Raw genomic sequence first — 23,686 nt, forward strand, 5'->3', positions numbered from 1 at the left:
CTCATATCGTGGCGAAGCCGAGCAGCGCGAAGGCTAGCGTGACGGCCGCTCCCCCGAGCATCAACGGTTTCTCAGCTCGGGCCAGCGGGCCTTCGGTGATCTGCTTACGGCGGATCAGCCATGATGCAACGAACATGGCGATGCCTACGGCGATCCCGACGTAGTAGATGATCTGTAGCGCGCTCATCAGCTCTCCTGCGGCTCCTGATACCAACGCACGACGCCGTTGTGGCCGTGTGCCCGGTGAACGTGACTCGATGCCAACTTGAGCATGTTTGCTGCGGTGGTCAGCTCGTCAGCGGCCGCACGGGCGCTGCCGGTTCCGTCGCCGTCTTCACCGTCGTAGTGCGTGCCGTCCTCGGTGCGGCTGTGCCACTTGCCGAGCTGGTCAATCACCTGCGCCAGGTGGTCGATAGTCGCGCCCAGCTCACCGAGCAGCCGGTATGAGTCGCGCGGGTGCGGTACATCGCGGGTTGAGTGCGCGAGCGTACGCGCCAGCTCTTCGGCCTCGGCGGCGATTTCGAGCTGCCGCTGTTCCTCGTTGATTGCCATTGTGGTTACTCCCCTACTCCATCGGGCGGCCGGGTGACAGGCTGTGCGCGGGTGCGCCCTCGAACGGTCGGCCGCCGTTCAGCTCGGTTTCGAGCTGCACTACCTTCTCGAGAATTGCTTCAAGCTGGAAGTCGGAGAGTGACCGATACGGCCGCCCTGCGTTCCTCGCTGCGATGAACGCTGCCCGGATGCGTTCGCTATCCTCCGGGGCCGCGTAATAGCCCATCTTCGTGCGGGTGCCAGGCTTCGAGCTGGCGGCCGTCACGGTGCGCTTTGGCGCAGCGGGCGCTGCGGGTGCTGTTCTCTCAGGGGCCGGCTGTGCCGTCTCAACGCGGCCGCTCGTCGGCGCTACGGGCGACATGCTGCCGAGTTGTGAGCGTCGGCGTTCGGGTTTCTTAGACATGAGCAGTTCCCTTCATAAGCTGGTCGATGTGTGCGGCGTAGATCGCGGCGAGGTCGCGCGCCTGCGCGTCACCTTCGTCCAATCCGCGGGCCGTCTCGGTAGCATCTGCGATTGCCTGCCGCTTCGGCACGGGTGGGGTAAGAATCGGGAGCTGTGCGGCCTCGGCGGCCGCCGTCAGCTCGTCAGCCCAGTAGCCTCCCGCGAGCGTGTGCGCCTCGTGCGCGTTGAGCACCAGACCGGCGACCGTGAGCTGCGGGTTATAGTGCTCGCGCACCTGGCCCACGGTGGTCATGAGCTTCGCGAGGCCGTTGACGCTCCACAGCTTCGACTGTGAGACGATCACGACTGCCTCGGCTGCCGTGAGCGCGCTGATCGTCAGCGGGTCGATAGCGGGGCCACAGTCGATGAGCACCAGGTCATATTCGGCCTGGATCGCGGCGAGCTGCGCGCGCAGCCGCGATTCGCGGCCTGGCTCCGATGAGATAACGAGTTCGTTTCGCACGTCGGCCAGGTTGTCGCCCACGGTCGGCGCGACCGTGAGGCCTTCCCAGATGCCGGGCACGAGCACGTCAGCCAGCGTGTCTTCGCTGCGGCTACTGAGCGCGTCTGCCACTCCGACGTCGCCCTCTTGCATGTCTTCGGTGAGAACGCTGGTGATGTTGCCCTGCGGGTCGGCGTCGATCACAAGCACGCGCTGTCCGTCGAGGATCGCGGCGCGGGCGTGGTGGTAGACGGTCGTGGACTTCCCCACTCCGCCCTTCTGGTTGCAATACGCAAGAATCATGGTGCCCTTCTTTCAGGTCTAATGGTACTAATACCCCTATTGGGGGCAGATAGTGGGCTGCACCTTGGCAGCCCACTATCTCGGCGGTCTAGTTCCGGCGCTCGACGGTGACGGTCTGGCCGCGAAGGCTCACGGTCACCTCTGCATCGAGCACCTTGCGAACGGTGCGGGTGTTGCCCTCGTCGTTCGTGTAGGTGTCCAGCAGCTCTTCGCCCGCGACGTTCACGCGCACGTTCCCGCAACGCTCAGCGAGGTCGCACAACGCCTCGGCGTCGGCTCCCCAGACTGCAACGTCGTAGCCTTCGGTGCCGCCGTCCTCGAACTCGCCTCCCTTGTTCACGCGATCCGTGCGGATGACGCGAGCGAAGGTGTAGGGGCGGCCGTTCTTGTCGGTGCGCAGCTCGGGTGCCTTGGCCAGGTTCCCGGTGAAGCTGATGAAGGTGGTCATGATCTTTCCTCTCGGTTCGGTTTCGGGGTTATGGGGTTTATAGGTCTATTGTACCTAATAGGTCTAGTCGTGTCTATGGTTTCGGCAGATTATCCGGTGCAGCTCCCCCACATTCCCAGCGCGTCGGCCTGCGCTGCGCGCTCTGCGTCGCGGTGCTCGGCCTGGCCGATGTAGGGCGCATCGTAGGTGTACTCGTGCGCGGCTCCTGCTTCGAGCAGCATGACGGCTGCGCTCTGCCCGTCGATGTAGACATGGCGCAGCAGTCGCCCATAGCGGTCGGTGTCATCCTGAGTAGGATCGGCGCGTAGCTCGACCGCCTGCCCGTAGACCATTGCGTTCAGCTCGTCGCGGGCCTCTTGCGCGTAGCAGTCGTCCTGCCCGCCGTCTCGGTTGATTTCGGGTGTATCGAGGCCGATGAGGCGCACGCGCGCCTCTCCCCCGGCCGTCTGCACGTCGATGGTGTCGCCGTCTACTACGGCGATCACTTGCGCACTCTCGGCGGGCAGCAGCTCGGCGTCGGCTGCGCTCGTCTCGGTGCAGCTCTGTAGGCCGGTGGCGCTAGCGAGTGCGAGCACGCCTGCAAGGATCGTGCGCAGCGCGGCCGCCCTCACTTGCTCTTCCCTTCGAGCCGGTCGATAGAGCGGATCATGCGGTCTTCCCACATATCTTTCTCGCTCGATCCCATTTCATCCCAGCCCAGCGGGTACTTGATCCCGGCTGCACGGATGCGGTCTTTGATCTTCTGGTGCTCGGCCTCTCGCTGCGCGATCCACGCGGCGCGCTCTTCTTTGGTCAGCATGATATTTCCCCCTTATGGGTCTTATGGGTCTATTCCGCGGTGTCAGTGAGTCGCTGCGAGAGCGCTTCGATCTTGTCGGGTCGAAAGCCTGACCAGTGCTCGTCATCGGTGACGACGACGGGTGCCTGCATGTAGCCCAGCCCCTTGACGTACTCGGCGGCCTCGGCGTCGGCGCTCACGTCGATCACCTGGTAGTTGATGCCCTTGTTATCGAGCGCCCGATAGGTCGCGGTGCACTGCACGCAGCTCGGCTTGCTGTAGACGGTGACTGTAAAGCTCATGATCGGTTCCTTTCCTGCCCAGTGCCTCGGTTCCCTCTGACACTCCCCTCACGTTTTTTTGCCGTGAAGGCACCATGTGCCTTCGTAGCGAGCGCAGCCGGAGGGCAAGTGACCGTGGAATACCGGAGCGGCCGAGCGCCAGCGAGAGACGCGAGGATATGCCGCGAAAGCACTTGCGTGTAGGTGGAGCGAACGTAGAATGCCGCAGGCTTCACGGCAAAATACGATTTGAAAGATGGGCGGCCGCGCAGCGGCCGACACATGGCCGCCCTCTGTCGGCGGCCCCGGTCGCGGATGCGGCCGGTGCAGCGCCCCGGCGCTGCCGCCTGGTGCCCGCGGCCGAACGGCCGCGGGCGGCGGGCACTCATTCGCTGTACTCCTGCGCTGCCCTGTTGAGCGCATCGAGCGCAGCGGTGATTTCGATGCTCTGCTTTGCGGCGCTGAGCTGCTGCCACTCTTCGCCGTGCTCGGCCTCGGCCCACTTGTGCGCCAGCTCGACGGGGGTTCGGCCGATCAGCTCGCGGCCGTCTTCGAGAGTGATGGTCAGGTGCTCGGCGGTGATGGTCATGGGGTCAACCTTCCAAGTTTGGGGGTTATGGGGTTTATAGGTCTATTGTACCTAATAGGTCTAATGGTGTCTAGGCCTTTTTCGATTCGGCTTTCGCTGCCCACCATTGGCGGGCGTCTTCGACCGCCTCGGCGTGCGTAGCTCGAACGGGGGAGCGGCCGAAGCGGGCTTGCCACCCTTCGCCGCGTACCGGCTGCACGTCGGCTCCGCTCACCTGGTGATCTGTGACCAGCTCCCAGAAGTCCGGGTAGGTGTTCATGCGGTAGCTGCCCAGCTCGCCGCCGTCGTGCTCGACCTCGATAGCGATGACAGTTCGCGATCCTTCCTCGCGGCGGTGGCCGGTGACGGTAGCGAAGCTAAGGCAGGTGCCCCGGCCGCCCAGGTTGAGCAGGCCCATAACGCGGGTGCCAATCTCAGGAACTTTGATGCTCATGGTTTTATCTCCTTTAGGTCTTATAGGTCTATTAGTTGATGGTTTCGGGGTCGCGGGTCAGCGTGTCCACGAACGTCACGAACTCGGGGCCGGTGATCGCCACGGTGTTTGCGAGCCTGTAGCCGCTGCGCGCGTAGCTCATCAGGTCTTCGTCGCGCTCTGCGAGCTTGCGAAGCTGCCGCGGAATCTCGGTGTCGTCCACGATGGGAACGATGGTCGTGATGGTGCTGATGCTCTGCATGGTGTCTCTCTCCCTCTCGTTTTTTTGCCTTGAAGGCGTTTACGCCTTTCGCAGAGAGCGACGCCGGAGTGCAACCCACCGTGGAATACCGGAGTGAGCGCAGCGAGCGAGGATATGCCGCGAAAGCACTTGCGCGCAGGTTGAGCGAACGTAGAATGCCGCAGGCTTCACGGCAAAAGAACGCGCAGCGTTCCGGTATGGTCGGCCGCTTGCGGCCGTCGATGTAGGTGGGGGAGCGCGAGGGGCGGCTGCCCCTCGCCCGCCGCCGAGCTGGCGGCGGGCTGCGACTGGCTCTAATGGCCCTTATAGGTCTATTGCTGCCAGTAGCGGGGGTTCAGTGCCTCGGTGCCGTCGTAGTCCAGGGCGAGCAGGACGCGGGCGAGCTGGTCGATGTAGACGCCTTCGATCTTCGCGTGCTCGATGCCGCGGGCGTACTCGCGCACCTCGATTTCGATTTCATCGAGCGGGGTGGTGCTCACGAGCACGGCCATGTTGCGAGCGGCCGCGTAGCGGTCGCCGGTTCGCGTGAATGGAAGGATGCGGGCGGTGAACAGTAGGCCGCCGCGGTCGTAGCGGCCGGGCACTGCTGCGAGCTGGCTTGCACCAAGCGACATGAACACGCCGGGGCCGATTGCCTGGCGGAACTGTTCAGCGGTCGAGCGGTGGAACTCGTCAGCTCCGGCGATGTGTGCGGTGTCGAACGGGATAACTCGGGTGGGCTTCATGGTTTTACCTTTCGTTAGGTCTTATAGGGCTTATAGGTCTATTTAGGCGGCGATGAGCCGGTCGCGCTCGGCGTCGTCCAGCCGGTAGGCGAAGCTGCACGAGCCGAACCATTCGGCGGCGGCCGTCGCTGCTTCCTCGGTCGAGTACAGGCCAAGAATGCGGGTGCATGGGCAGTTGAGCACGGCCCAAGCGTTCGCGGTTCGGCTCTGGCCACACTCGCACGCGATCCGCTCGGCGCACTGCTGCGCCTCGGTGTCGGTGCCCTCGGCCGCGTAGCCGATTCCAACGGGTGCCAGTCCGGCGCAGCTCTTGCAGATGTAGGTGGTGGCCATGTTCTCTCTCCCTCACGTTTTTTTGCCTTGAAGGCGTTTACGCCTTTCGCAGAGAGCGACGCCGGAGTGCAAGTGACCGTGGAATACCGGAGTGAGCGCAGCGAGCGAGGATATGCCGCGAAAGCACTTGCGCGCAGGTTGAGCGAACGTAGAATGCCGCCAGGCTTCAAGGTAAAAAACGCGAAGCGTTCAAGCACTGCGGCCGCTTGCGGCCGTCACTATGGTGCAGCTCTTCGAGCTGCACTGCTTTGTCTGGGTCGCGGTGCGACCCTCGTGTTACTGCTTGGCTGTCCACACTGTGTGCAGGCCAGCCCCGCGATAGCTGGGCTGTGCACATTGTGGGCAGGTGAGGCTCTGCGTCGGTGTCCACATGCTGCCGCCTGCTCCGTCAGGTGGCGGCCTGTGCGTCATCCGACAAAGCGAACGGTCGTCGTGCGGTCGGTTCGCTCACGATAGGGCTGCCGCGCTCCGCTGCGCTGCGCTTTGCCTTCGAGGGGGTCTGGTTGCGTCTCGTCGTGGGAACGGGGGAACGGCACTGTACCAATCGGCTTTGCGCCGAGTACATCCATGATGATGCGTTCGGCGTCGGATACGGGCACGGGTCGCGGCCGAGCTGGCGGAGTAGTGCCGGTGATGATGCAGCGGGCGGCGCGGTAGTCGGCGCGGCCGTTGGCGGTGCGGGGATGAATCGGGCGAGGGGCTGGGCCAAGGTCAGGCACGAGCACGAGTTGACCTGGTGCGGGGCGCTTCGGGCGTTCAGCTCGGGGCGTGTTCATCCAGTCCAGCTCGGCGCACCACCAGGCCCACAGTTCGCGCTCGACAGCGTAGCGCTCGGCGCGAGCTGCCAGGCGTCCAGTGACGCCGCGGGCGTCGGCCGCTGCATCGCGGCGGTCGGCGGCGGGCTTGTGCCAGCCGTCACGGCTGAGCAGCAGCACGTCGGCTTCGATGAGTCGGGTAAGTGTCTGTACCGTGTGAGCTGCGTCTGATCCGGTGAGCTGGGCGAGTTCTCCGAGTGAGAGAGGATCGTGAGTGCAGCGTGCATAGACGTTCCCAGCGTGCAGCCCTAATGCTCCGAGAGTGAAGAGGTCATGTGCTGCGTCGTCCAGCCGGTTTGTGAGTTCGAGCAGCAGCGCGTTTCGTGCGGCTGCGCCGCTGCCGGGGGGGCGGTGGGCGACTTGTGACCGGGCATCTACTGGGTTGCTGTGGATAACGACGTGAGGGCCGATTTTCCAGTGTGCGGCGCTGCGGCCTTCGGCCTCGTTGGTGCGAATGATCCAATCGTCTTCTGCGAGGCGCAGTAGCGCTGTGCGCGCCGTTTCACGGCCGATGCCTGCCATGAGTGCCAGGCGTCGGGTATCGGCCTCCAGATCGGCGCTGAGGGCTTGCAGGGCAAGGATGCTCAGCGCATCGAGCACGCGACGGTCAGCGGGGCCGCCTCCGCGGTTCCATCTGCCGGGGGCGGCGTCTGCGCGGCTCTGTACGGCGAGTACATGCGCGGCGATAGCGTCGGCGCGTGTGTCGAACGTCTCATCGCGGCCGACGATGCGGCGGCCGCTGGCGATGTAGGCAACGGCGCGATCCCATTGGCGGCGCAGCACGCGCGCGCGTTCGTCAGGCCGACGTGCGATGCGGCGGCCGTCTTCGTTGCGGGTGCGTGCGTGTTCCAGGCCGGGGGCTGTGTCGAGCACGCGGGCTACGTCGCTGTAGTGCCAGTGTGCGGCGGCCGCGCCGGTCAGCACGCGCCAGAGCACGGCGCTAGCGTCGTCGGCGGCGGCGTTGGTGCGCAGCGCTGCGGCCGCTGCGGCCGCTAGGGGGCGTTTGGTGCCGGGAATGTGGGGGTGTTTGCGGTCGTCCTGGGCTGTGTCGGCCGAGAACGTGTCTGTGCGCTCCGTAGCGGCCCGATCATTGACGAGCTGGGCCAGGCGCTCAACGGCGGCCGCTACGGCTGCCGTGGTGCCACTGGGGCGCGTGAGCGAGTCCAGATTGCCGTCGATGACGGTCGAGCTGCCGCCGTGGCGGTGTGGTGCACCTGGTGGGCGCACGCATCCGGCCGCGGGGTTCATGATGGGGGAGAGGTCGAGCGTTGTGTGCAGCACCTTGGCGAGCCGTGCGAGCCGGTGCACCAGCTCGGCCGCGACTCCCTCGCGTAGCGCGATCCAGATATGACGGCCGCCCTGCGGGCCAGACTGGCAGACGACGGGGGCAAGGCCCGCGTCGATGAGGAGCCGCGCGAGCGCGGCCGTGTCTTGCTCGGCGGCCTCGGCCGCCTCGGGCGTCTTTCCGTCCAGGTCGAAGCAGAGCAGCCGGTAGGCGTGCTCGCGGTCAGTGAGGTAGATCGCCCAGGGCCGCTCAGGCGCGGCCGCGGTAACCGGCGTGATGTGCTGCGGCGGGTAGCTGTTGAGCGTGCTGCCGTCCTCGTTGACGGCTGCGACGCGCACGGTAGGGCGGGGGCTGATCGCTGCGGTGATCGCCCATGCGTCGGCAACTGAAAGTTGGGTCGCGCATATCTTGCGGTCTGTTGCTATGATGGTGTCACCTCCTAGGGCACCTCCTGGTAGGCACGCGAAAACCTCCGGGCTTTTGCTCCACCTGATCCGATTCGGTCGCCAAACTTCATACGGCTCAGGTAATGACTTCTCCGATACCCCAGCTCCCCGAGCTGGGGTATCGCTCATTTATGCGGTGTCAATGGGTAACTCCCCTTCGTTTGGTTCAGGCTGAGGCATCCAGTTCGGCACGCCGCGGTCGCTCAGCTCCGTTTCCAAGTGGTCGATTACCAGTTCGAGGAACACACTTGAAGTCACACCGGAGTTGCGCGCGATCTGGTCGAAGCGCTCTTTGCGGTGCAGCTCGATTGACCACGCTGCGCGCACGGGCGCGATGCGTGATCCTCGTGGTGCTCGCCTAACGGTCATGCCACCACACTACAGGTAGATGTAGAAGTAGCGCCACCAAAGACACGTTGATTGCTTGGCGTGTCGTCGGTAGTCGCTGTTCTTTGTAGAAACCCTCATGGCGATCGCGCAGCCGGCGGCAGGGGTTCCTACAAAGACTGAGGGCCGGTAGCGCGTTAGCGTTACCGGCCCTCAGTGCTGGTGGGGCTACAGGCCGCGTGCAACGGCGGCCGCCGCACCGAGCCATGCGCGCTGAGTTGCGGGGCGCAGCGCCGCGACGTTTAGCCAGCCTTCGACCATCTGGGGGTCGTGGGGGATTGTGGCGACCTCGCGTGCGAGGCTGGTGAAGCCGTTGACGACGGTGCTGATGTTGGCTCTGTTGCAAAAATCGTGAAGCTTGAGCATGCTTGGCGGAGATTGGACGGACGGAACGATGACGGATTTCAAGTGGCGCCATTTCCAGGGTGATGTGATCCTGTGGGCGGTGCGCTGGTATTGTCGCTATCCGATCAGCTATCGCGACCTTGAGGAAATGCTGGCGGAACGCGGCATTTCGGTCGACCATACGACGATCTATCGCTGGGTCCAGTGCTACGCCCCGGAGATGGAGAAGCGGCTGCGCTGGTTCTGGCGGCGTGGCTTTGATCCGAGCTGGCGCCTGGATGAAACCTACGTCAAGGTGCGGGGCAAGTGGACCTACCTGTACCGGGCAGTCGACAAGCGGGGCGACACGATCGATTTCTACCTGTCGCCGACCCGCAGCGCCAAGGCAGCGAAGCGGTTCCTGGGCAAGGCCCTGCGAGGCCTGAAGCACTGGGAAAAGCCTGCCACGCTCAATACCGACAAAGCGCCGAGCTATGGTGCAGCGATCACCGAATTGAAGCGCGAAGGAAAGCTGGACCGGGAGACGGCCCACCGGCAGGTGAAGTATCTCAATAACGTGATCGAGGCCGATCACGGAAAGCTCAAGATACTGATCAAGCCGGTGCGCGGTTTCAAATCGATCCCCACGGCCTATGCCACGATCAAGGGATTCGAAGTCATGCGAGCCCTGCGCAAAGGACAGGCTCGCCCCTGGTGCCTGCAGCCCGGCATCAGGGGCGAGGTGCGCCTTGTGGAGAGAGCTTTTGGCATTGGGCCCTCGGCGCTGACGGAGGCCATGGGCATGCTCAACCACCATTTCGCAGCAGCCGCCTGATCGGCGCAGAGCGACAGCCTACCTCTGACTGCCGCCAATCTTTGCAACAGAGCCCCGACGACTCCGACATCGACGATGACGACACGGTGCGCTCCGGCGGGCCGCAGGCGCGCCGGATCCCGAGCTTCCTCGATCCGGATCGCCCGATGGATCCCGTGCGCATGTCCGAGACCGGCAGCCTGGCGGAGCACCTCGGGTTGCGCCGGAAGAACGACGACCAGACGGATGTGGGGCCGGTGCGATGAGGGCGGGACTGGTGCTCGGCGAGGTCTGGAACGGCCTGCGCCGCAATATGTCGGTGGTCATCTCCGTGGTGCTGGTGACCTTCGTGTCGCTCACCTTCGTGGGGGCGGCGATCCTGATGCAGCTGCAGATCCAGCAGATGAAGACGTTCTGGTACGACCGCGCGCAGGTGGCCGTCTACCTCTGCACGGACTACGACCAGAGTTCGACCTGCGCCGGCGAGGACGCGGGCGAGGACGAGATCGCGGCCGTCGAGGAGGCGCTGCAGTCGGACACGCTGCGCCCCTACGTCGACGACTTCTTCTTCGTGACGCACGAGCAGGCCTACAAGGAGTTCGTGCAGCAGTTCGAGGGCAACCCGATCGTCGACATCACGAAGCCGGAGCAGCTCAACCAGACCTTCTGGATCAAGCTCAAGGATCCCTCGCGCTCCGACATCATCACGGAGACGTTCTCGGGCATCCCCGGCGTGCAGAGCGTCTCGGACCAGCGCAGCCTGCTCGATCGGATCTTCCTGTTCCTGGGGGTGGCGAGCTACACGGCGATCGTCATCGCGGGGCTCATGCTGGTGGCGGCCATGCTGCTGATCTCGACCACGATCAGGCTCTCGGCGTTCTCGCGCCGGCGGGAGATCGGGATCATGCGCCTCGTGGGCGCGTCGAACCGGTTCATCCAGACCCCCTTCATATTGGAGGGCATCATCGCCGCGCTCTTCGGCGCCGTGCTCGCGAGCGCCGCGTCGGTGGCGATCGTGCGCTTCTTCGTGCAGGGATTCCTCGCCCGGGAGGTGCCGTTCACGAGTTACATCACGGTGGAGCAGGCGCTCGTGGTGCCGCCGATCCTCGTGCTGGTGGGAGTGGTGCTCTCGGCGATCGCGGCGAAGATCGCGATCACCAGATACCTGCGGGTGTAGCGCAGAGCGTCCCCGGGGCGGGCCGCGGATCCGGATCTCGGGGCCGGGGCTCGTCGAAACCGAGCCCATCGTGCGAGCCCGAGCCCTCCCGCGCCGATAATCCGTGCGGGTTGGAGCAATCGGCTCGGTTCGGGCGCCTCGAGGCCGGGCGGCTCGGCGTGGCGGGCGGAACGGCGGCGGTGTGCGATAAGCTGGTTCTTCGCGCGTGAGCGCGGACCCCGAACCACCCCGGCCGCAGGAAGGATGTGACATGAGCCCGAAGGAGACCGGCGAGAAGCTGATCGCCTCCAACAAGAAGGCCCGGCACGAGTACCACATCCTCGACACCTACGAGGCGGGCCTGGTGCTCACGGGCAGCGAGGTGAAGTCGCTGCGCATGGGACGCGCGTCGCTCGTCGACGGATACGTGTTCATCGAGCGCGGCGAGGCCTGGCTCGACGCCGCCTACATCCCCGAGTACCTCAACGGCTCGTGGACGAACCACGCGCCGCGCCGCAAGCGCAAGCTGCTGCTGCACCGCCAGCAGATCGACAAGCTCTACCAGAAGACCCGCGAGGGCGGCATGACGATCGTGCCGCTGCGCCTGTACTTCCTCGACGGCCGCGCGAAGGTCGAGATCGCCCTCGCGAAGGGCAAGAAGGAGTACGACAAGCGCCAGACCATGCGCGAGCGGCAGGACAAGCGCGAGGCCGAACGGGCGATGCGCACCCGCAACCGGATGGGGGAGTAGGCGCTCCCTCGGGTGTCCCCGCGTCGCGGGCGGATCCTGCGACGCGCCTGACGCGGTGGCGCCACCGCGTCAGGCAGTCGCAGGATCCACCGGCGCGGTGCCGACGCCGGTCACGCCGCCTACACCGCGTCGAGGGCACGGCTGACGTCGAGCAGGATCCCGCTCTGCAGCCCGTGCCAGTGCCGGGTGTCGGGATCGGGCCACGACGAGAGCTTGACGATCACGGAGTCGGTGCGCGGATCGAGCCAGAGGTTCTGGCCGTGGATGCCGATGCCGCTCACGTTGCCGCGCTCGTTGCCCGTGCACCACCACTGGCGCGTGTAGCTGCCCTCGGGGAATGCGGAGGTGAAACCCTCGGCGGTCATGGCTTCGCGGGAGCCGCCGGCCAGCACGCTTTCCACCCAGCCCTGCGATACGACCCGTCCGCCGGGAGCGACGCCGCCGTCGAGCATCATGCGGCCCACGCGTGCGAGATCCCGCGCGGTGCAGGAGACGCCCCCGTTCGCGAAGCCGAAGCCGGTCTGGTCGACCGTGATGGTCGCATCCCGATCGGCGTCGAGCTTCGCCCACAGGTACGTGGAGAGCGCTTCGACGTAGCGCAGACCGGTGACCCGCTCGACGATCCAGGCGAGCACGTCGGTGTTCGCCGAGCAGTACTGGAACTCGCCGGTGCCGCCGTCGCCGCGGAGGGTGGTGAGGAACTCGTAGGTGTCGGCGGGGTCCCCGTCTCGCCGCGTGCGCCAGCCGGCGGAGCGATCGTGGGTCTGCACCTCCGAGGCCGGATCGACGTAGTCCTCGTTGTAGTCGATCGAGATCTGCATGTCGAGCACCTGCAGCACGGAGGGCCCGTCGTAGACGGAGCCCGCGAGCTCGGGTACATACTCGGTGACGGGCTGCGCGGGATCGATGCGCCCCTCGTCGATCAGCGCGCCGACGACCGTGCCGCACAGCGACTTCGAGACGCTCATCAGCAGGTGACGGTCGTCGGGTGCGAAACCCGCCCGGTAGTACTCGGCGAGGACCTCGGAGCCGCGCAGCACGAGGAATGCGTCGGTGCAGGTCTCCTCGAGCCGCTGCTCGAGATCGGGGAGCCGCGTCGCGAGCGCGTCGAGCCGCACGACGGGCTCCGCGGGCGTCGCCGGGTCGCGCCGGGAGACCGCCGCCGTGGGCAGCAGCTCGCCCAGGCGGGCGAAGGCCCAGCGGTTGTGCGGGGCCTCCTGCCAGCTGTCGAGTGTCGGCTCCCCGGCCGCGGCTCCGGGATACCTGGCGGGGTGCTGGCCGGTGGAACGTGCGTTCATCGAGTGTCTCCGAAGGTGTAGCCGCGGCGGGTGAAGAGATAGTAGAGGCCACCGCTGACGATCATCGCGACGGGGGCGGAGAGATCGATGTAGCCCATGGCCTCGGCGACCGCGCCGCTCCAGAAATCGGTGGTGAGGAAGAAGGAGGCGGCAGCGCCGCCGATGATCCCCGCGGCGAGGCCGGGAATGCTGAAGCCGCCGGTGTACCAGTACTTCGCCCCCCGGCGCTCGTCGAAGAGATCGAGGCCATCGTATCGGTTGCGGCGCAGCCAGATGTCCATGCAGTAGACGGTGATGCCCGGAGCCGAGATGAGGATCAGCACCTGCAGCATGATGTTCACCGCGTCGAGCAGGCTGGTCGACATGACCAGGTAGATGGTGAAGAAGGTGCCGAGCACGCCGATGATGATGGCCGAGGGGATGCGCCGGATCGGGATGCCGATCGACTGGAACGCCATGCTGGCGGTGTAGGTGGTCATGCCGTCGACCGCGTCGCGGATCCCCTCCCCGAAGCGGCTCCCGATCTCGGCGCCCCGGCTTCCCGGATCCGTGCCCGTCACCGTCGCGGTGATGATCTCCACAGCGTTCCTCTCCTGTTCCGGGGCCGGGCCCCTACTTGCCGGCCTCGAGGACGGCGTCCCACATCACCTCGGAGGCGATCGCGCCGAGCGCGGTCGCGTTCACCGACAGCCGCCCGCGCGACGACCCCGGGGTCGTCGGCAGATCGATCTCGTCGGTGGTGACGGCGAAGAGCGTGTCGCCGTCCATGTCGGTGTGGAACGGCTGGATGCCGCGGTGCATCGAACTGTGCACCTGCTTGGCGAACTGGTTCAGCTCGACGGGGCTCATCCGCACGTTCGTGACGATCGCGCTGATCGTGGTGTTGCCGGCCTCGGTGACGGGCGGGACCTGCTCGGCGAACGCCTCCTGGTAGTCGAACACCGGGTGGCGCCGGACCCCGGTCTGCGCGTCGTAGTTGCCGCGCACGATCCCGCCCGCGCGGTCCATGATCACGCCGACCGGGTTCGGCACGACGACGGCGAGGATGCGCACGTCGCCGAGACGACGGAACGCCGCGCCCTGCCCGGTGATCTCGGTGCGGTCCCAGTCCACCTTGCCCGCGGACGCGCTCATGCCCGCGCCCGCCCGCCCCTGCGGGAACTCACCGGGAACGGCGAATTCGAGCGCCGCGCGGCCGAGCGCCTTGTCGGGGTAGACCGCGGTGGAGCGCGCCGAGAAGTCGTAGATGACCGCCGACGACACCAGCTGGGCCTCGGCGAAGCCGGTGCGATACTCGAGGCGTTCCAGGAGCGCGCCGCTCACCCCGGCGCCCGCCTCGAGCCCGTAGCTGGCTCCGCCGGCCAGGCAGATGGCGTGGTTGAAGTCGTACCCGCCGGACAGACCCACGGCTCCGCCGCGCGCGTCGACCGCGGTGCGGGCGCCCGCCGGGACGTGGATGACCGTCGCACCGGTGGGCCCCTCCTCGTAGTGCGCCGAACCGACGCTGACGCCCGGGAAGTCGAACCGCAGCGTCTCCCGCCCGGTGCTCCTGACCGGCACGAGGTCGAAGGCGGCGTTGCCCGGGCCGCCGAAGACGGGCGGGCCCGCCAGGCGGGGCGCGGGATCCACGACGATCCCGCCGTCGATATCCGTGAGTGCGTGGACCGGTGTCGTATTCATAGGGCCTCCAAGAGTGTCTGCGAGTAGGGGTGCTGGGGGTTGCGGAAGAACTCCTCCGTCGAAGCGGTCTCGACGAGGTCGCCGCGGAAGAGCACGGCGACACGGTCCGCGACGCGCTCCACGGCGCCGAGATCGTGCGAGATGAAGAGGGCGCCGAAGCGGTGCTCCGCCTGCAGTTCGCGGATGAGCGCGAGGATCTGCATCTGCACGGCGACGTCGAGCGCGCTCACGGCCTCGTCGAAGACGATGAAGCGCGGCTCGGTCACGAGCGCCCGGGCCACCGAGACGCGCTGGCGCTGTCCTCCGGAGAGCTCGTGGGGGTAGCGCTCGGCGAAGGCGGGGTTCAGCCCCACCTGCTCGAGCATCTCCGTCACGCGCTGCCGCTGCTCGGACCGGCTGAGGTCGCGCCGCGCGACCGTCAGCGGTTCGCGCACCGACTCCCCGACCTTGCGCCGGGGGTTGAGCGACCAGTGCGGATGCTGCAGCACCGCCTGCAGCTTGCCGGCGTTGGCCCTGCGCGATCGCGTGAAGGGTTCGCCGAGCAGCAGCACCTCGCCGGAGTCGGGCCGCTTGAGGCCCAGGGCGACCGAGGCGGTCGTGGTCTTGCCCGATCCGGACTCGCCCACCAGCCCGAGCGTCTCGCCCGGGGCGACCTCGAGCGTCACCGCGTTCATGGCGCGGACGGTCCGCCGCTTCGCTCCCGCCCCGCTCGTGAACGCGACGCTGACCTCGCGCAGCTCCAGCACCGGGGCCGTATCCGTGTCCGGATGGGACGCAGACATCATTCCGCCTCCTTCGTCGTGGGATCCTGGCGGCCCGGTATCGCGGCGACCAGCGTTCTCGTGTAGTCCGCCCGCGGCTCGTCGAGCACCTGCGCGGCCGGCCCCTCTTCGACGATACGCCCCTGGTGCATCACGACGATCCGGTCGCACCAGCGACGTACGGCGCCGAGGTCGTGGCTGATCCAGATGAGGCTCGCGCCGGAGCGCTGCACCAGGTCGACGATGAGGGTCAGGATCTCGTCGCGCACCTGTGCGTCGAGCGATGCCGTGGGCTCGTCGGCGATCAGGATCTCGGGCTCGCGCGCCATGGTCAGCGCGATCGCGATGCGCTGCGCCATTCCGCCGGACACCTCGTGCGGATAGAGTCGGAGCACCCGATCCGGCTCGAGGATCTTGACGCTCGCGAGCAGCTCGGTGAGCGACTCCAGGTCGGTCGGTCGTCCGAGCGGCCTGAGCGCGAGCTCGAGCTGGCGACGGATCCGCATCGTCGGGTTGAGCGAGGCGATGGGATCCTGCGGGATGAAACCCAGCGACTCGCGTCGCAGCGCCCGTATCGCATCGGGCGCGAGGTCCGCGAGATCCCTGCCGAGCACGTGCACCGACCCGGAGGTCACGTGGCAGGCCCGCGGCAGCATGCGGCCGATCGCCTGGGACACGGTCGACTTGCCGGATCCCGACTCGCCGACGATCGCGAGCAGTTCGCCGCGGGCGACATCGAGATCGATCCCGTCGAGCGCTCGGGTCACGCCGAGACGGGTGCGGTACTCGGCGCTGAATCCCGTGAGCGAGACCACCGGGGCAGCGGGGGCGTTCGCGGTCATACGAGGCTCCTTGTCTCGCGCGGATCGAGCCGATCGCGCATCGTGTCGCCGATGAGGTTGATGGAGAGGATCGCGACGACGAGCACCGCGGCCGGGATGAACAGCAGCCAGGGCGCCTGCAGCATGTAGCTTCCGCCCTCCTGGATCAGCAGGCCCAGCGACGAGCGGGGCGGCTGCACCCCGTAGCCGAGGAAGCTCAGTCCTCCCTCGACGAGGATGCCGACCGACAGCGCGTACGTCCCCTGCACCGCGATGGTGCCGCTGACGTTCGGCAGCAGGTGCCGGAAGAGGATCACCGGGGCCGACACGCCGCTGATCTTCGCGGTGGTCACGAAGTCGCGCTTGGCGACCGACATCGCCGCCGCGCTCACCATGCGGGTCATGAGCGGCACCGTGACGAGCACGATGCTGGAGAGCACCGCGGCCTGGCCGGGGCCCACGACCGCGGCGATGAGGATCGCGAGCACGATCGACGGGAAGGAGTAGAGGACGTCGCTCAGTCGCATGATGACTTCGCGCGCCCAGCCGCCCGCGTAGCCGGCGATGAGGCCGAGGATCACGCTGATGACCGCGGTGCACACGACGGCGAGAGTGGAGAGGACGAGCGTGGTGCGCGTCCCCTCGAGCAGGCGTGCGAGCACCGAGCGGCCGAGGGCGTCCGTGCCGAGCGGGTACGCCGCCGACGGCGGGCTGAGCCGGGTGCCGACGATCTTCGCCGGGTCGCCGGCGAACGGGATGACGGCGGCGGCGACCGCGACGAGCACGATGAGGCCGAGCGCGCAGGCGGCGGCGATGAAGAGGGCGTCGCGGGGCGGGCGGGTCTTGACCGCGCGCTTCTTCTTGGAGAGCGGGAGGGAGTAGGTGGTCATGATCCTGCCTTCCCGGTGACGGCGACGCGCGGGTCGAGCGCGCTCGTGATGAGGTCGAGCACGAGGCTCAGCACGACGAAGACGGCGGCGGCGAAGAGCACGGTGGCCTGCACGACCGCGAAGTCCCGGCGGCCGAGCCCGGTGACCATGAATGATCCGAGACCGGGCAGGTTGAACAGGGTCTCGATGATGACGGCGCCGCCGAGCAGGTAGGCGGTGATGGTGCCGAGCAGGGTCAGGATCGGGATGCCGGCGTTGCGGAGCACATGGTGGCGCACGATGTGCCGGGTCGTCTCCCCGCGCGCGACGGCGGCCGTGATGTGCGGTTCGACGAGCACTCCCATGACGGCGTCGCGCGTCGTGCGCGCGGTCGCCGCGACGCAGAAGACGGAGAGCACCAGGGCGGGGAGCAGGAGCGCCCCGAGCGTCGGCCAGAATCCGGTGCCGATGCTCGCGAACCCGCCGACCTTCAGGCCGAGCGAGAACTGCGAGAAGAGGAAGATCACGATGCTGCCGAGCACGAATTCCGGCACGCTGATGCCGATGCTCGACACGACGCGGCCGACGGCACCGCCCTGCTTCGCTCCGGACCTCACGCCCGTCCAGATCCCGAGCGGAACCCCCACGAGCAGCGTCACGGCCATCGCCATGATCGTGAGCGTCGCGGTCACCGGGATGCGCTCGATCATCTCGCCGGAGACGGAGCTCTGCGTGACGTAGGAGGTGCCGAGCTCCCCCGTGAGCACCTGCCCGATCCAGGCGAAGTACTGCACGAAGATCGGCTGATCGAGCCCGTACGCCTCGGCGAGCAGCTGCCGCTCCTCGGCGGAGGCGAGCGGGCCGAGGATGATGTCCTCGTAGCTGCCGGGCATGAGACGGATCGCGACGAAGATGAGCACCGAGACGCCGAGCAGGGTGATGAGCGCGCTCATCACCCGCCCGGCGGACCAGCGAAGGATCTGCATCATTCGGGACTACTCCCCGGCGATCCGGTAGTCGGCGATGTTGCGGAGGATGTTGCCGTACCCCTCGTTGCTCTGGATCGTCGGGCTCACCGCCGCGGTGTCGAACCCGATGATCGACGGCCGGTGCACGAGCGGCACCATCTCGGCGTACTCGTCGGCGGAGGCGCACAGCTCGGTCAGCACCTCGGCGCGCGCGTCGGGATCGGTCTCGCTCGCGCCCTCGGCGATGAGCGCGTTGAGATCCTCGTGCACGCCCGTGAAGCCCACGTTGAAGAAGGCCTGCTCGGGGTTCCACCACTTGGTCACCATGGAGGGATCGGAGTACCCCGCGAACCAGCTGATCGACAGATCGAAGTCGCCCGGCTGGGCCGAGATGACCCGCTCGATGTAGATCGCGCTGTCGACCTGCTCGATCCGGACGGTGACGCCGATCTCCGCGAGCTGCTGCTGCACGAGCTGGGCGATCTGCGCCATGACGGGGTTCGAGGTGTCCACGATGAGGTCGAGCTCGACGTCTCCGGCGCCCGTCTCCTCGATGGTCGCCCTCGCGTCCTCGATCGCGGCCTGCTCCGAGGGCAGCTCGTCGACCCGGCAGGCGCCGGGCAGGTTCGAGGGGGTGATGCCGGTGGGGGTCGTTTCGCCGGCGAAGACGATGTCGGCGATCGCCTGGCGGTCGATCGCGGTGTTGATCGCGAAGCGGACGTCCTGGTCGTTCAGCGGACTGTCGGGCTTCTGCGAGTTGACGAGGACGTAGTAGAAGTCGCTCTGCGTCTGCTTGACGATCTGGAGGCCCTCGTTGCCGCCGAGCTGCGACAGCGAGTCGATGTTGACGAACTTCGCCATGCCGGTGCTGCCCTCGCGGAGCGCGGCCTGCCTGGTCGACTCCTGATCCACGATCTGCAGTTCGAGGGTCTGCACGGCGAGGTTGTCGCCGCCGTGCCAGTCGGGGTTCGCGGTGAAGGTCCACGATTCGTCCTGCCGGTGGTCGGCGACGAGGTACGGGCCGGTGCCGAGCATGGTGGTGGTGAGGTCGACGCTGCCGTCGTTCACCTCCTCCATGGGGAGGATGGCGGCCGGCGGGATCGCGAGCGCGGCGAGGAACGGCGCGTACGGGCTGCCGAGCTTCACGGTGACCTGATCGTCGCCGGTGGCCTCGATGGACTCGACGGGGCCCATCAGGCCGGACCACACGCTCATGCTCGCGACCTGGCGCTCGAGGCTGCCGACGACGTCGTCGACGGTGAGCGCGCGGCCGTTCGAGAAGGTCGCGGTGGTGTCGATCGTGAAGACGTAGGTCGTGTCGTCCGGCTGCTCCCAGGAGGTGGCGAGCTTCGGCTGGATCTCGAAGTTCTCGTCCGTGGTCACGAGCGTCTCGTAGACGAGCCCCATGATCGTCCACGAGGTGTCGTTCTGCGCGGTCTGGGGGTCGAGCCCGTCGGCCTCGCTCGTGTCGTAGTCCAGCTGCACGGTGAGGGCGCCCGTGCCCGTGAGCGCCTCGTCGGCGACCGCGAGGAAGCCCGGCGCGGCCTCCGTCTGCTCGGTGCCGCCCGGCGCCGAGCCGGGCGCGGCGCAGGAGGTGAGGACGCACGCGAGGCTCAGCGCGATCGCGGCGCCGGCGGCCGCCCGGGAGCGGGTTCGTTGGTTGATCAACATCGTGGTGACTCCTTCGACAGTGGTGGTGGCCCGGACCGCGGCGATGCGCTCCGGCCGGCGGCGCCCGCCGATGGGCGCGCCTTGGATGATCACGGTACATACATAAATCGTTTTACTCTGCTACCGTCGTGAGGTAAAACGATTTATGTAAAAATGCACGGCACCCACCGCCCCACGAGATCCTCGTCTCGACCGACTCGTCATCCGGCGCATCGGCGGATGCTCCGGGCCTCCCGGCTCCCGGTCCTCCGCCGCTGAGGCGAGTCCGCCCCATGCGCGCTGGTCAGGAGGCGTCGAGATCCCGCGATCACGCGGGTCCCCCCAGATGTTCAGGGTGAGCACGCGGAGATTCATGGTGTCGGTCATGCTTCCACGCTAACCATCATCCGTGAACGAAGTTCCACATCGAAGTGAACAGTGGAAGTTGCGTCAATCCTCCGCATGCAGGTCGGCCTGCACGTCGAGTTCCACACGGTCAGCGCGGAAGCGCGCGAGGCTGTACTGCAGCGGCGTCCCATCCGGAAGCGTGTCGAGCGAACGGACGACGAGGACCGTCGACCCGGGAGGGAGGCCGAGATCCGTGTTTTCCGCGCCTGTCGCGACTCGAGCGCTGACGCGGCTCCAGGAGCGGACGTAGTCGTCGGGGACGGGGCGACGCAGCCGGCAGGCGATCGGGAGAGGGCGCTCGGTGCCCCCGGCGGCGACAGCCCGCCGGGTGCCCGGGAGGCGCCCGGCCGGCCGGTCCCCCGGCGCCGGGGGGAGCCCTGCGGCCCGTGCCCGATGGGCGGGCGCACGCCGGCCGGTGCCCGCGCCTCACACCGTCAGCGTGCGCCACTCCCCCGTCTCGGCCTCGGTGGGCATGCCGTCGAGGATCCGGATCGTGCGGGCCTCCGGGTCGGTGATGAGCGTCGCGAGGGTGGCCCACCGGTCCCCGTAGCCCTTGGACATGTCGGCGCGGCAGGTGAGCGGCGGCTCGCCCTCCTCGGTCAGCAGCACCCGCACCAGGTCCCCCGGAGCGACCGGCAGGCCCTCGGCGAGGCGCGCGCGCACGAGCGCGAGGCGCTCCGAGGAGTCGGGCTCGTAGATCTCGGACTTCTGCGCCGCGAGCGGCGTCTCGTGCTGGAAGTGATTGGTGCGCTGCACCGAGCCCGCGACCGCCTCGATCACGAACACCCCCGCGGGGCTCATCTCGACCGACACTGCGCGCTGCGCGTCGAGCATCGTGAACGCCGAGGACGACGCGATCGGCGCCTCGCGGATCAGCTCGATGGCCTCGTCGACGGAACGGCACTCCGAGAGCACCACGCTCGAGAGCACGTGCATGGGCACACCGTCGGGGCGATCCTCGCGGTGCCCGAGGATGTTGAAGTGCAGGGCCAGGCCGGCCTCGTTCACGCCGATCTTCGAGAGGATGCCCTGCTCGGTCAGGCCGGCGTAGCGCAGCCCGGGGCCGGAGACCGTGTGCGTGTGCCAGAACGGATCGAGCTCGACGTGCCAGTCCCAGGTCTGCACGCCGTAGCGGTGGTCGCCGATCTCGGCCGTGAGCGTCGAGCACTCGCTCGACGGCTTCTCGCCGAGGGCGATGATCTCGGTGCGGGCGTTGAGCGCGACGACCTGCGAGAGCTCGACGCCGGCCCCCTCGGCGATCCCCTCGAACTGCTCGAGCAGCCCCGGCCGCCAGCCGCGCAGCGCGGAGACGACCCGCGCGACGCCGTCGCGCTCGCGCTCCTCGTCCACGCCCAGCACGCGGAACAGCTCCGCGTACTTCGTGTAGGCGCCCCCGAGGCTTCCGCGCAGCGCGGCGCCCCGGCTGAGGCCCAGTTCGCGGGGCGTGGCGCCCGCGACCTCGAGGTGCCGGAGTCGGTGGCCGGGTCGCCGACGATCTGCAGCAGGGCCGGCACCTGGTCGGTGATCCGCACCTCCTGGTACTCGCTGACGTCCTGCGGGATGTTCATCGAGATCCGGTACGTCGCGGTCTCGTCGAGGGAGCCCAGGACGCCGTCGCCCTCGGAGACGATCTTCGTGAACGCCCCCGGCGGGTCGGGCAGGCCCAGTTCCACCTCGGTGTTCGGCTTCGGCTCCGGGTCCTCCGGCTGCTGGTCGCCCGGCAGGTTCGGATCCCACTGCACCGAGACGGTCGCCGTGTTCGTGAGGGCGCCGTTGTCGGCCGAGATCGCGCCCGACGCGACCTTCACCACAACGTCCACGGTCAGCGCCTGCCCGGCGTTCGCCTGCACGGTCGCCTGATCCAGCGCCCAGGTCAGCGTCTGGCCGGCGACCGTGGCGTTCACCCCGGCGAGCCCCGTGTCGGACACGTACTCCAGCTCGGCCGGCAGTGCGTCCGTCAGGGTGACGCCCGCGTAGTCGGACACGTCCTGCGGGAGGGTGAAGCCGAGGCGGTAGGTCGCGGTGTCCGGCGAGGTCGGCGACTTGTTGATGAGCTTCAGGTCGGCGCCCGAGCCCTGCGCGTCCTTGAACACGCTGTCCGGGTCGATGGGCTCGGGGTAGGAGACCACCACGTTCTCGGGGTCGGGGTCGGGGTCGGCCGGATCCTGCGCATCCTGGATGGGCGTCACCGCCCACGAGCCGGTGTTCGTCAGCGTCCCGTTGTCCGTGTCATCGATCCCGTCGCCCGCGACCGCGAGGGTCATGGTGAGGGTCTTGCCGGCGAGGGCCGCCGCGTTCGACGCGTCGGTGAGGTCGACGGTCCACCGGGTGGAGGCCGCGGTGAAGGTGCCGAGGCCGGTGACGTCGGCGCCGTCCGCGTCCACGCTCGGCGTCCCCTCGACCGCGAGGCCGGCCGGCAGCGTATCGATCAGCGTGAACGACGCGTAGTTGCGCACGTCCGCCGGAAGCTTCGCCGACACCTGGAACTGCACCGCGTCATCCGCGTGATTCAGCACGCCCGCGTCCCATGCGGGCTTGCCCGCCTCGCCGCTCGACAGCGCCTTCGTCAGCCCGGTCGGCGCGGGCGTCAGCCGCAGCTCCACCTCCGTGTTCGTGGCCGGCGGGAGGTCCTCGGTCGAGGCGTCCGAGAAGGTGACCGTCGTGTTCGCGGTGTTCGTGATCACCCCGTTGTCGGCGGCCGTCGCGTTCGCTGCCGCCCTGACGGGGATCGTCAGGGTGATCGTCTTCCCCGCCGCGTCCGCCAGTTGCGCCGGCGTGTCCAGCGTCCACGTCACGGTGTTACCGGACGCGGACGCGGTGCCGGACGCCGTCGTCGGGGAACCGACGATCTGCAACGTGCTCGGCACGGCGTCCGTCGCCACGATCGACGCGTACTCCGACACGTCCGCCGGCACGTTCATGGAGATCGTGTACTCGGCCGTCTCCTCCAGGCTGTTGAGGATCCCGTCGCCGTCCGACTTCACCTTCGTGAACCCGGACGGCGCGTCCGGCAGCCCGATCTCGAGTTCGGTGTTCGTGGCGGGATCGGGGTCCGCCGGCGGGTCCGGCATCGACGGGTCGTAGTCGACGTGCAGGGCGGCGGTGTTCGTGACCGCGCCGTTGTCCTGCGACGTCGCGGCCGCCGACAGCTTCACCGTCACGTCCACGGACACGGTGGATCCCGCGGCCGCGGCGATCTGCGCCTGGGTCAGCGTCCAGGACAGGTCCTGCCCGTTCACGGTCGCCGCGGCACCCGCCAGCCCCGAATCGGACTGATACGCCAACTCGTCCGGGAGCGTGTCCGACAGCGTGAGCCCCTGATACCCCGAGACATCCGACGGCAGATCAAACGACAACCGGTACGTGGCCGTGTCGCTCGTCTTGTTGATCAGTTTCAGATCCGCACCCGTGCCCAGGGCGTCCTTGCCGAAGGAGGGCGGGGCTTGCGAGGTGGCCCGCACGGTGATCTTGCGAGGGCTCTGTTGCAAAAATCGTGAAGCTTGAGCATGCTTGGCGGAGATTGGACGGACGGAACGATGACGGATTTCAAGTGGCGCCATTTCCAGGGTGATGTGATCCTGTGGGCGGTGCGCTGGTATTGTCGCTATCCGATCAGCTATCGCGACCTTGAGGAAATGCTGGCGGAACGCGGCATTTCGGTCGACCATACGACGATCTATCGCTGG

The 23,686-nt window shown here is 67.7% G+C and carries 31 protein-coding genes and 2 pseudogenes; 5 read left to right on the top strand and 28 right to left on the bottom strand.

From position 1 onward, the window contains the following. Position 1: 1 nt before the first annotated feature. The 16 genes from ACTNFJ_RS12715 to ACTNFJ_RS12790 form a co-directional block, all read right to left on the bottom strand. A complete protein-coding gene (locus ACTNFJ_RS12715) occupies positions 2–187 on the bottom strand; it encodes a hypothetical protein (protein ID WP_435907652.1) in 186 nt (61 codons plus the stop codon). Beyond that, a complete protein-coding gene (locus ACTNFJ_RS12720) occupies positions 187–552 on the bottom strand; it encodes a hypothetical protein (protein ID WP_196971803.1) in 366 nt (121 codons plus the stop codon). Before ACTNFJ_RS12720 ends, ACTNFJ_RS12715 begins: the two co-directional genes overlap by 1 nt. 13 nt (positions 553–565) lie before the next feature. After that, positions 566–955 (bottom strand): ParB family protein, encoded by a 390-nt coding sequence (locus ACTNFJ_RS12725; RefSeq protein WP_196971804.1) that lies wholly within the window; start codon positions 953–955, stop codon positions 566–568. Then, positions 948–1,739 (bottom strand): ParA family protein, encoded by a 792-nt coding sequence (locus ACTNFJ_RS12730; protein ID WP_196971805.1) that lies wholly within the window; start codon positions 1,737–1,739, stop codon positions 948–950. The genes ACTNFJ_RS12725 and ACTNFJ_RS12730 overlap by 8 nt, the downstream gene beginning before the upstream one ends. Before the next feature lie 88 nt (positions 1,740–1,827). Continuing rightward, positions 1,828–2,187 carry a single-stranded DNA-binding protein gene (locus tag ACTNFJ_RS12735; RefSeq protein WP_086991045.1) on the bottom strand — a complete coding sequence of 120 codons (360 nt, stop codon included), beginning with the start codon at positions 2,185–2,187 and terminating at the stop codon, positions 1,828–1,830. A gap of 89 nt (positions 2,188–2,276) precedes the next feature. After that, positions 2,277–2,798 carry a thermonuclease family protein gene (locus ACTNFJ_RS12740; RefSeq protein ID WP_330194021.1) on the bottom strand — a complete coding sequence of 174 codons (522 nt, stop codon included), beginning with the start codon at positions 2,796–2,798 and terminating at the stop codon, positions 2,277–2,279. Beyond that, positions 2,795–2,986 carry a hypothetical protein gene (locus ACTNFJ_RS12745; RefSeq protein ID WP_330194020.1) on the bottom strand — a complete coding sequence of 64 codons (192 nt, stop codon included), beginning with the start codon at positions 2,984–2,986 and terminating at the stop codon, positions 2,795–2,797. The genes ACTNFJ_RS12740 and ACTNFJ_RS12745 overlap by 4 nt, the downstream gene beginning before the upstream one ends. A gap of 29 nt (positions 2,987–3,015) precedes the next feature. After that, entirely contained in the window at positions 3,016–3,267 is a 252-nt protein-coding gene (gene nrdH / locus ACTNFJ_RS12750; protein WP_330194019.1) for a glutaredoxin-like protein NrdH, read from the bottom strand. Between the two features lie 364 nt (positions 3,268–3,631). Continuing rightward, positions 3,632–3,835, bottom strand: a complete 204-nt coding sequence (locus ACTNFJ_RS12755; protein WP_330194018.1) for a hypothetical protein — start codon at positions 3,833–3,835, stop codon at positions 3,632–3,634. Positions 3,836–3,905: 70 nt separating this feature from the next. Then, positions 3,906–4,268 carry a hypothetical protein gene (locus ACTNFJ_RS12760; RefSeq protein ID WP_330194017.1) on the bottom strand — a complete coding sequence of 121 codons (363 nt, stop codon included), beginning with the start codon at positions 4,266–4,268 and terminating at the stop codon, positions 3,906–3,908. A gap of 31 nt (positions 4,269–4,299) precedes the next feature. Next, positions 4,300–4,509: a hypothetical protein gene (locus tag ACTNFJ_RS12765; protein ID WP_330194016.1), complete on the bottom strand. Its 210-nt coding sequence runs from the start codon at positions 4,507–4,509 to the stop codon at positions 4,300–4,302. A gap of 311 nt (positions 4,510–4,820) precedes the next feature. Then, positions 4,821–5,234, bottom strand: a complete 414-nt coding sequence (locus ACTNFJ_RS12770; RefSeq protein ID WP_086991050.1) for a hypothetical protein — start codon at positions 5,232–5,234, stop codon at positions 4,821–4,823. A gap of 42 nt (positions 5,235–5,276) precedes the next feature. Next, on the bottom strand, positions 5,277–5,567 hold the full coding sequence (locus ACTNFJ_RS12775; protein ID WP_330194015.1) for a hypothetical protein: 291 nt from the start codon (positions 5,565–5,567) through the stop codon (positions 5,277–5,279). Between the two features lie 407 nt (positions 5,568–5,974). Then, positions 5,975–8,005, bottom strand: a complete 2,031-nt coding sequence (locus ACTNFJ_RS12780) for a hypothetical protein (protein WP_330194014.1) — start codon at positions 8,003–8,005, stop codon at positions 5,975–5,977. A gap of 237 nt (positions 8,006–8,242) precedes the next feature. Further along, a complete protein-coding gene (locus ACTNFJ_RS12785) occupies positions 8,243–8,482 on the bottom strand; it encodes a hypothetical protein (RefSeq protein ID WP_330194013.1) in 240 nt (79 codons plus the stop codon). Positions 8,483–8,668: 186 nt separating this feature from the next. After that, positions 8,669–8,866 (bottom strand): hypothetical protein, encoded by a 198-nt coding sequence (locus tag ACTNFJ_RS12790; RefSeq protein WP_182784970.1) that lies wholly within the window; start codon positions 8,864–8,866, stop codon positions 8,669–8,671. Positions 8,867–8,894: 28 nt separating this feature from the next. Here ACTNFJ_RS12790 and ACTNFJ_RS12795 point away from each other — a divergent pair, with 28 nt between their 5' ends. From ACTNFJ_RS12795 to smpB, 4 genes are all read left to right on the top strand, one after another. Then, positions 8,895–9,659, top strand: a complete 765-nt coding sequence (locus tag ACTNFJ_RS12795) for an IS6-like element IS6100 family transposase (RefSeq protein WP_001389365.1) — start codon at positions 8,895–8,897, stop codon at positions 9,657–9,659. 41 nt (positions 9,660–9,700) lie between these two features. After that, entirely contained in the window at positions 9,701–9,904 is a 204-nt protein-coding gene (locus tag ACTNFJ_RS12800) for a hypothetical protein (protein ID WP_253035905.1), read from the top strand. Continuing rightward, positions 9,901–10,815, top strand: coding sequence for a permease-like cell division protein FtsX (gene ftsX, locus ACTNFJ_RS12805; protein WP_079941836.1), 915 nt, complete (start codon positions 9,901–9,903; stop codon positions 10,813–10,815). The genes ACTNFJ_RS12800 and ftsX overlap by 4 nt, the downstream gene beginning before the upstream one ends. 250 nt (positions 10,816–11,065) lie before the next feature. Continuing rightward, the gene (gene smpB, locus ACTNFJ_RS12810) at positions 11,066–11,545 is read left to right on the top strand and encodes an SsrA-binding protein SmpB (protein WP_079941835.1); all 480 of its coding nucleotides are present in this window, start codon (positions 11,066–11,068) and stop codon (positions 11,543–11,545) included. A 119-nt stretch (positions 11,546–11,664) separates the two neighbouring features. On the opposite strand, the gene nylB is transcribed toward smpB, so the two are convergent. The 12 genes and pseudogenes from nylB to ACTNFJ_RS12870 form a co-directional block, all read right to left on the bottom strand. Continuing rightward, entirely contained in the window at positions 11,665–12,843 is a 1,179-nt protein-coding gene (gene nylB / locus ACTNFJ_RS12815) for a 6-aminohexanoate-dimer hydrolase (protein WP_435907710.1), read from the bottom strand. Then, positions 12,840–13,424 (bottom strand): cytosine permease, encoded by a 585-nt coding sequence (locus ACTNFJ_RS12820; RefSeq protein WP_079941800.1) that lies wholly within the window; start codon positions 13,422–13,424, stop codon positions 12,840–12,842. Before ACTNFJ_RS12820 ends, nylB begins: the two co-directional genes overlap by 4 nt. 31 nt (positions 13,425–13,455) lie before the next feature. Continuing rightward, positions 13,456–14,523: an endo-type 6-aminohexanoate oligomer hydrolase gene (locus tag ACTNFJ_RS12825; RefSeq protein ID WP_435907711.1), complete on the bottom strand. Its 1,068-nt coding sequence runs from the start codon at positions 14,521–14,523 to the stop codon at positions 13,456–13,458. Then, positions 14,520–15,308, bottom strand: coding sequence for an ABC transporter ATP-binding protein (locus ACTNFJ_RS12830; protein ID WP_424457362.1), 789 nt, complete (start codon positions 15,306–15,308; stop codon positions 14,520–14,522). Before ACTNFJ_RS12830 ends, ACTNFJ_RS12825 begins: the two co-directional genes overlap by 4 nt. Then, positions 15,305–16,126, bottom strand: coding sequence for an ABC transporter ATP-binding protein (locus ACTNFJ_RS12835; protein ID WP_435907712.1), 822 nt, complete (start codon positions 16,124–16,126; stop codon positions 15,305–15,307). The genes ACTNFJ_RS12830 and ACTNFJ_RS12835 overlap by 4 nt, the downstream gene beginning before the upstream one ends. After that, the gene (locus ACTNFJ_RS12840; protein WP_079941797.1) at positions 16,123–16,995 is read right to left on the bottom strand and encodes an ABC transporter permease; all 873 of its coding nucleotides are present in this window, start codon (positions 16,993–16,995) and stop codon (positions 16,123–16,125) included. Before ACTNFJ_RS12840 ends, ACTNFJ_RS12835 begins: the two co-directional genes overlap by 4 nt. Then, positions 16,992–17,963 carry an ABC transporter permease gene (locus ACTNFJ_RS12845; RefSeq protein WP_444711821.1) on the bottom strand — a complete coding sequence of 324 codons (972 nt, stop codon included), beginning with the start codon at positions 17,961–17,963 and terminating at the stop codon, positions 16,992–16,994. Before ACTNFJ_RS12845 ends, ACTNFJ_RS12840 begins: the two co-directional genes overlap by 4 nt. A gap of 6 nt (positions 17,964–17,969) precedes the next feature. Further along, positions 17,970–19,706 carry an ABC transporter substrate-binding protein gene (locus ACTNFJ_RS12850; protein WP_435907715.1) on the bottom strand — a complete coding sequence of 579 codons (1,737 nt, stop codon included), beginning with the start codon at positions 19,704–19,706 and terminating at the stop codon, positions 17,970–17,972. Positions 19,707–19,733: 27 nt separating this feature from the next. Then, a complete protein-coding gene (locus ACTNFJ_RS12855) occupies positions 19,734–19,979 on the bottom strand; it encodes a hypothetical protein (RefSeq protein WP_435907716.1) in 246 nt (81 codons plus the stop codon). 63 nt (positions 19,980–20,042) lie between these two features. Beyond that, positions 20,043–20,285 carry a UTRA domain-containing protein gene (locus ACTNFJ_RS12860; protein ID WP_444711823.1) on the bottom strand — a complete coding sequence of 81 codons (243 nt, stop codon included), beginning with the start codon at positions 20,283–20,285 and terminating at the stop codon, positions 20,043–20,045. A gap of 141 nt (positions 20,286–20,426) precedes the next feature. Next, a complete protein-coding gene (locus ACTNFJ_RS12865; RefSeq protein ID WP_228145654.1) occupies positions 20,427–21,737 on the bottom strand; it encodes a C45 family autoproteolytic acyltransferase/hydrolase in 1,311 nt (436 codons plus the stop codon). Next, positions 21,731–23,560: pseudogene (locus ACTNFJ_RS12870) on the bottom strand (isopeptide-forming domain-containing fimbrial protein); the annotation flags it as partial. The pseudogene ACTNFJ_RS12870 and the gene ACTNFJ_RS12865, both read right to left, overlap by 7 nt. Here ACTNFJ_RS12870 and ACTNFJ_RS12875 point away from each other — a divergent pair. Beyond that, positions 23,537–23,686, top strand: a pseudogene (locus ACTNFJ_RS12875) (IS6 family transposase); the annotation flags it as partial. The pseudogenes ACTNFJ_RS12870 and ACTNFJ_RS12875 sit on opposite strands and share 24 nt — an antisense overlap.

Origin of the sequence: Leucobacter shiyiweii, from assembly GCF_052446065.1 — a bacterium.
In the GTDB taxonomy this organism is placed as follows: Bacteria; Actinomycetota; Actinomycetes; order Actinomycetales; family Microbacteriaceae; genus Leucobacter.

Excerpts from the sequence above, each read along its gene's own strand:
- ACTNFJ_RS12755 (WP_330194018.1), bottom strand. The coding sequence starts at position 3,835 with ATGACCATCACCGCCGAGCACCTGACCATCACTCTCGAAGACGGCCGC.
- ACTNFJ_RS12770 (WP_086991050.1), bottom strand. The coding sequence starts at position 5,234 with ATGAAGCCCACCCGAGTTATCCCGTTCGACACCGCACACATCGCCGGA.
- smpB (WP_079941835.1), top strand. The coding sequence starts at position 11,066 with ATGAGCCCGAAGGAGACCGGCGAGAAGCTGATCGCCTCCAACAAGAAG.
- ACTNFJ_RS12760 (WP_330194017.1), bottom strand. The coding sequence starts at position 4,268 with ATGAGCATCAAAGTTCCTGAGATTGGCACCCGCGTTATGGGCCTGCTC.
- ACTNFJ_RS12825 (WP_435907711.1), bottom strand. The coding sequence starts at position 14,523 with ATGAATACGACACCGGTCCACGCACTCACGGATATCGACGGCGGGATC.
- nrdH (WP_330194019.1), bottom strand. The coding sequence starts at position 3,267 with ATGAGCTTTACAGTCACCGTCTACAGCAAGCCGAGCTGCGTGCAGTGC.
- ACTNFJ_RS12790 (WP_182784970.1), bottom strand. The coding sequence starts at position 8,866 with ATGCTCAAGCTTCACGATTTTTGCAACAGAGCCAACATCAGCACCGTC.
- ACTNFJ_RS12715 (WP_435907652.1), bottom strand. The coding sequence starts at position 187 with ATGAGCGCGCTACAGATCATCTACTACGTCGGGATCGCCGTAGGCATC.
- ACTNFJ_RS12765 (WP_330194016.1), bottom strand. The coding sequence starts at position 4,509 with ATGCAGAGCATCAGCACCATCACGACCATCGTTCCCATCGTGGACGAC.
- ACTNFJ_RS12835 (WP_435907712.1), bottom strand. The coding sequence starts at position 16,126 with ATGACCGCGAACGCCCCCGCTGCCCCGGTGGTCTCGCTCACGGGATTC.
- ACTNFJ_RS12730 (WP_196971805.1), bottom strand. The coding sequence starts at position 1,739 with ATGATTCTTGCGTATTGCAACCAGAAGGGCGGAGTGGGGAAGTCCACG.
- ACTNFJ_RS12795 (WP_001389365.1), top strand. The coding sequence starts at position 8,895 with ATGACGGATTTCAAGTGGCGCCATTTCCAGGGTGATGTGATCCTGTGG.
- ACTNFJ_RS12745 (WP_330194020.1), bottom strand. The coding sequence starts at position 2,986 with ATGCTGACCAAAGAAGAGCGCGCCGCGTGGATCGCGCAGCGAGAGGCC.
- ACTNFJ_RS12840 (WP_079941797.1), bottom strand. The coding sequence starts at position 16,995 with ATGACCACCTACTCCCTCCCGCTCTCCAAGAAGAAGCGCGCGGTCAAG.
- ACTNFJ_RS12830 (WP_424457362.1), bottom strand. The coding sequence starts at position 15,308 with ATGATGTCTGCGTCCCATCCGGACACGGATACGGCCCCGGTGCTGGAG.
- ftsX (WP_079941836.1), top strand. The coding sequence starts at position 9,901 with ATGAGGGCGGGACTGGTGCTCGGCGAGGTCTGGAACGGCCTGCGCCGC.
- ACTNFJ_RS12855 (WP_435907716.1), bottom strand. The coding sequence starts at position 19,979 with ATGACCGACACCATGAATCTCCGCGTGCTCACCCTGAACATCTGGGGG.
- ACTNFJ_RS12725 (WP_196971804.1), bottom strand. The coding sequence starts at position 955 with ATGTCTAAGAAACCCGAACGCCGACGCTCACAACTCGGCAGCATGTCG.
- ACTNFJ_RS12845 (WP_444711821.1), bottom strand. The coding sequence starts at position 17,963 with ATGATGCAGATCCTTCGCTGGTCCGCCGGGCGGGTGATGAGCGCGCTC.
- ACTNFJ_RS12735 (WP_086991045.1), bottom strand. The coding sequence starts at position 2,187 with ATGACCACCTTCATCAGCTTCACCGGGAACCTGGCCAAGGCACCCGAG.
- ACTNFJ_RS12785 (WP_330194013.1), bottom strand. The coding sequence starts at position 8,482 with ATGACCGTTAGGCGAGCACCACGAGGATCACGCATCGCGCCCGTGCGC.
- ACTNFJ_RS12775 (WP_330194015.1), bottom strand. The coding sequence starts at position 5,567 with ATGGCCACCACCTACATCTGCAAGAGCTGCGCCGGACTGGCACCCGTT.
- ACTNFJ_RS12720 (WP_196971803.1), bottom strand. The coding sequence starts at position 552 with ATGGCAATCAACGAGGAACAGCGGCAGCTCGAAATCGCCGCCGAGGCC.
- nylB (WP_435907710.1), bottom strand. The coding sequence starts at position 12,843 with ATGAACGCACGTTCCACCGGCCAGCACCCCGCCAGGTATCCCGGAGCC.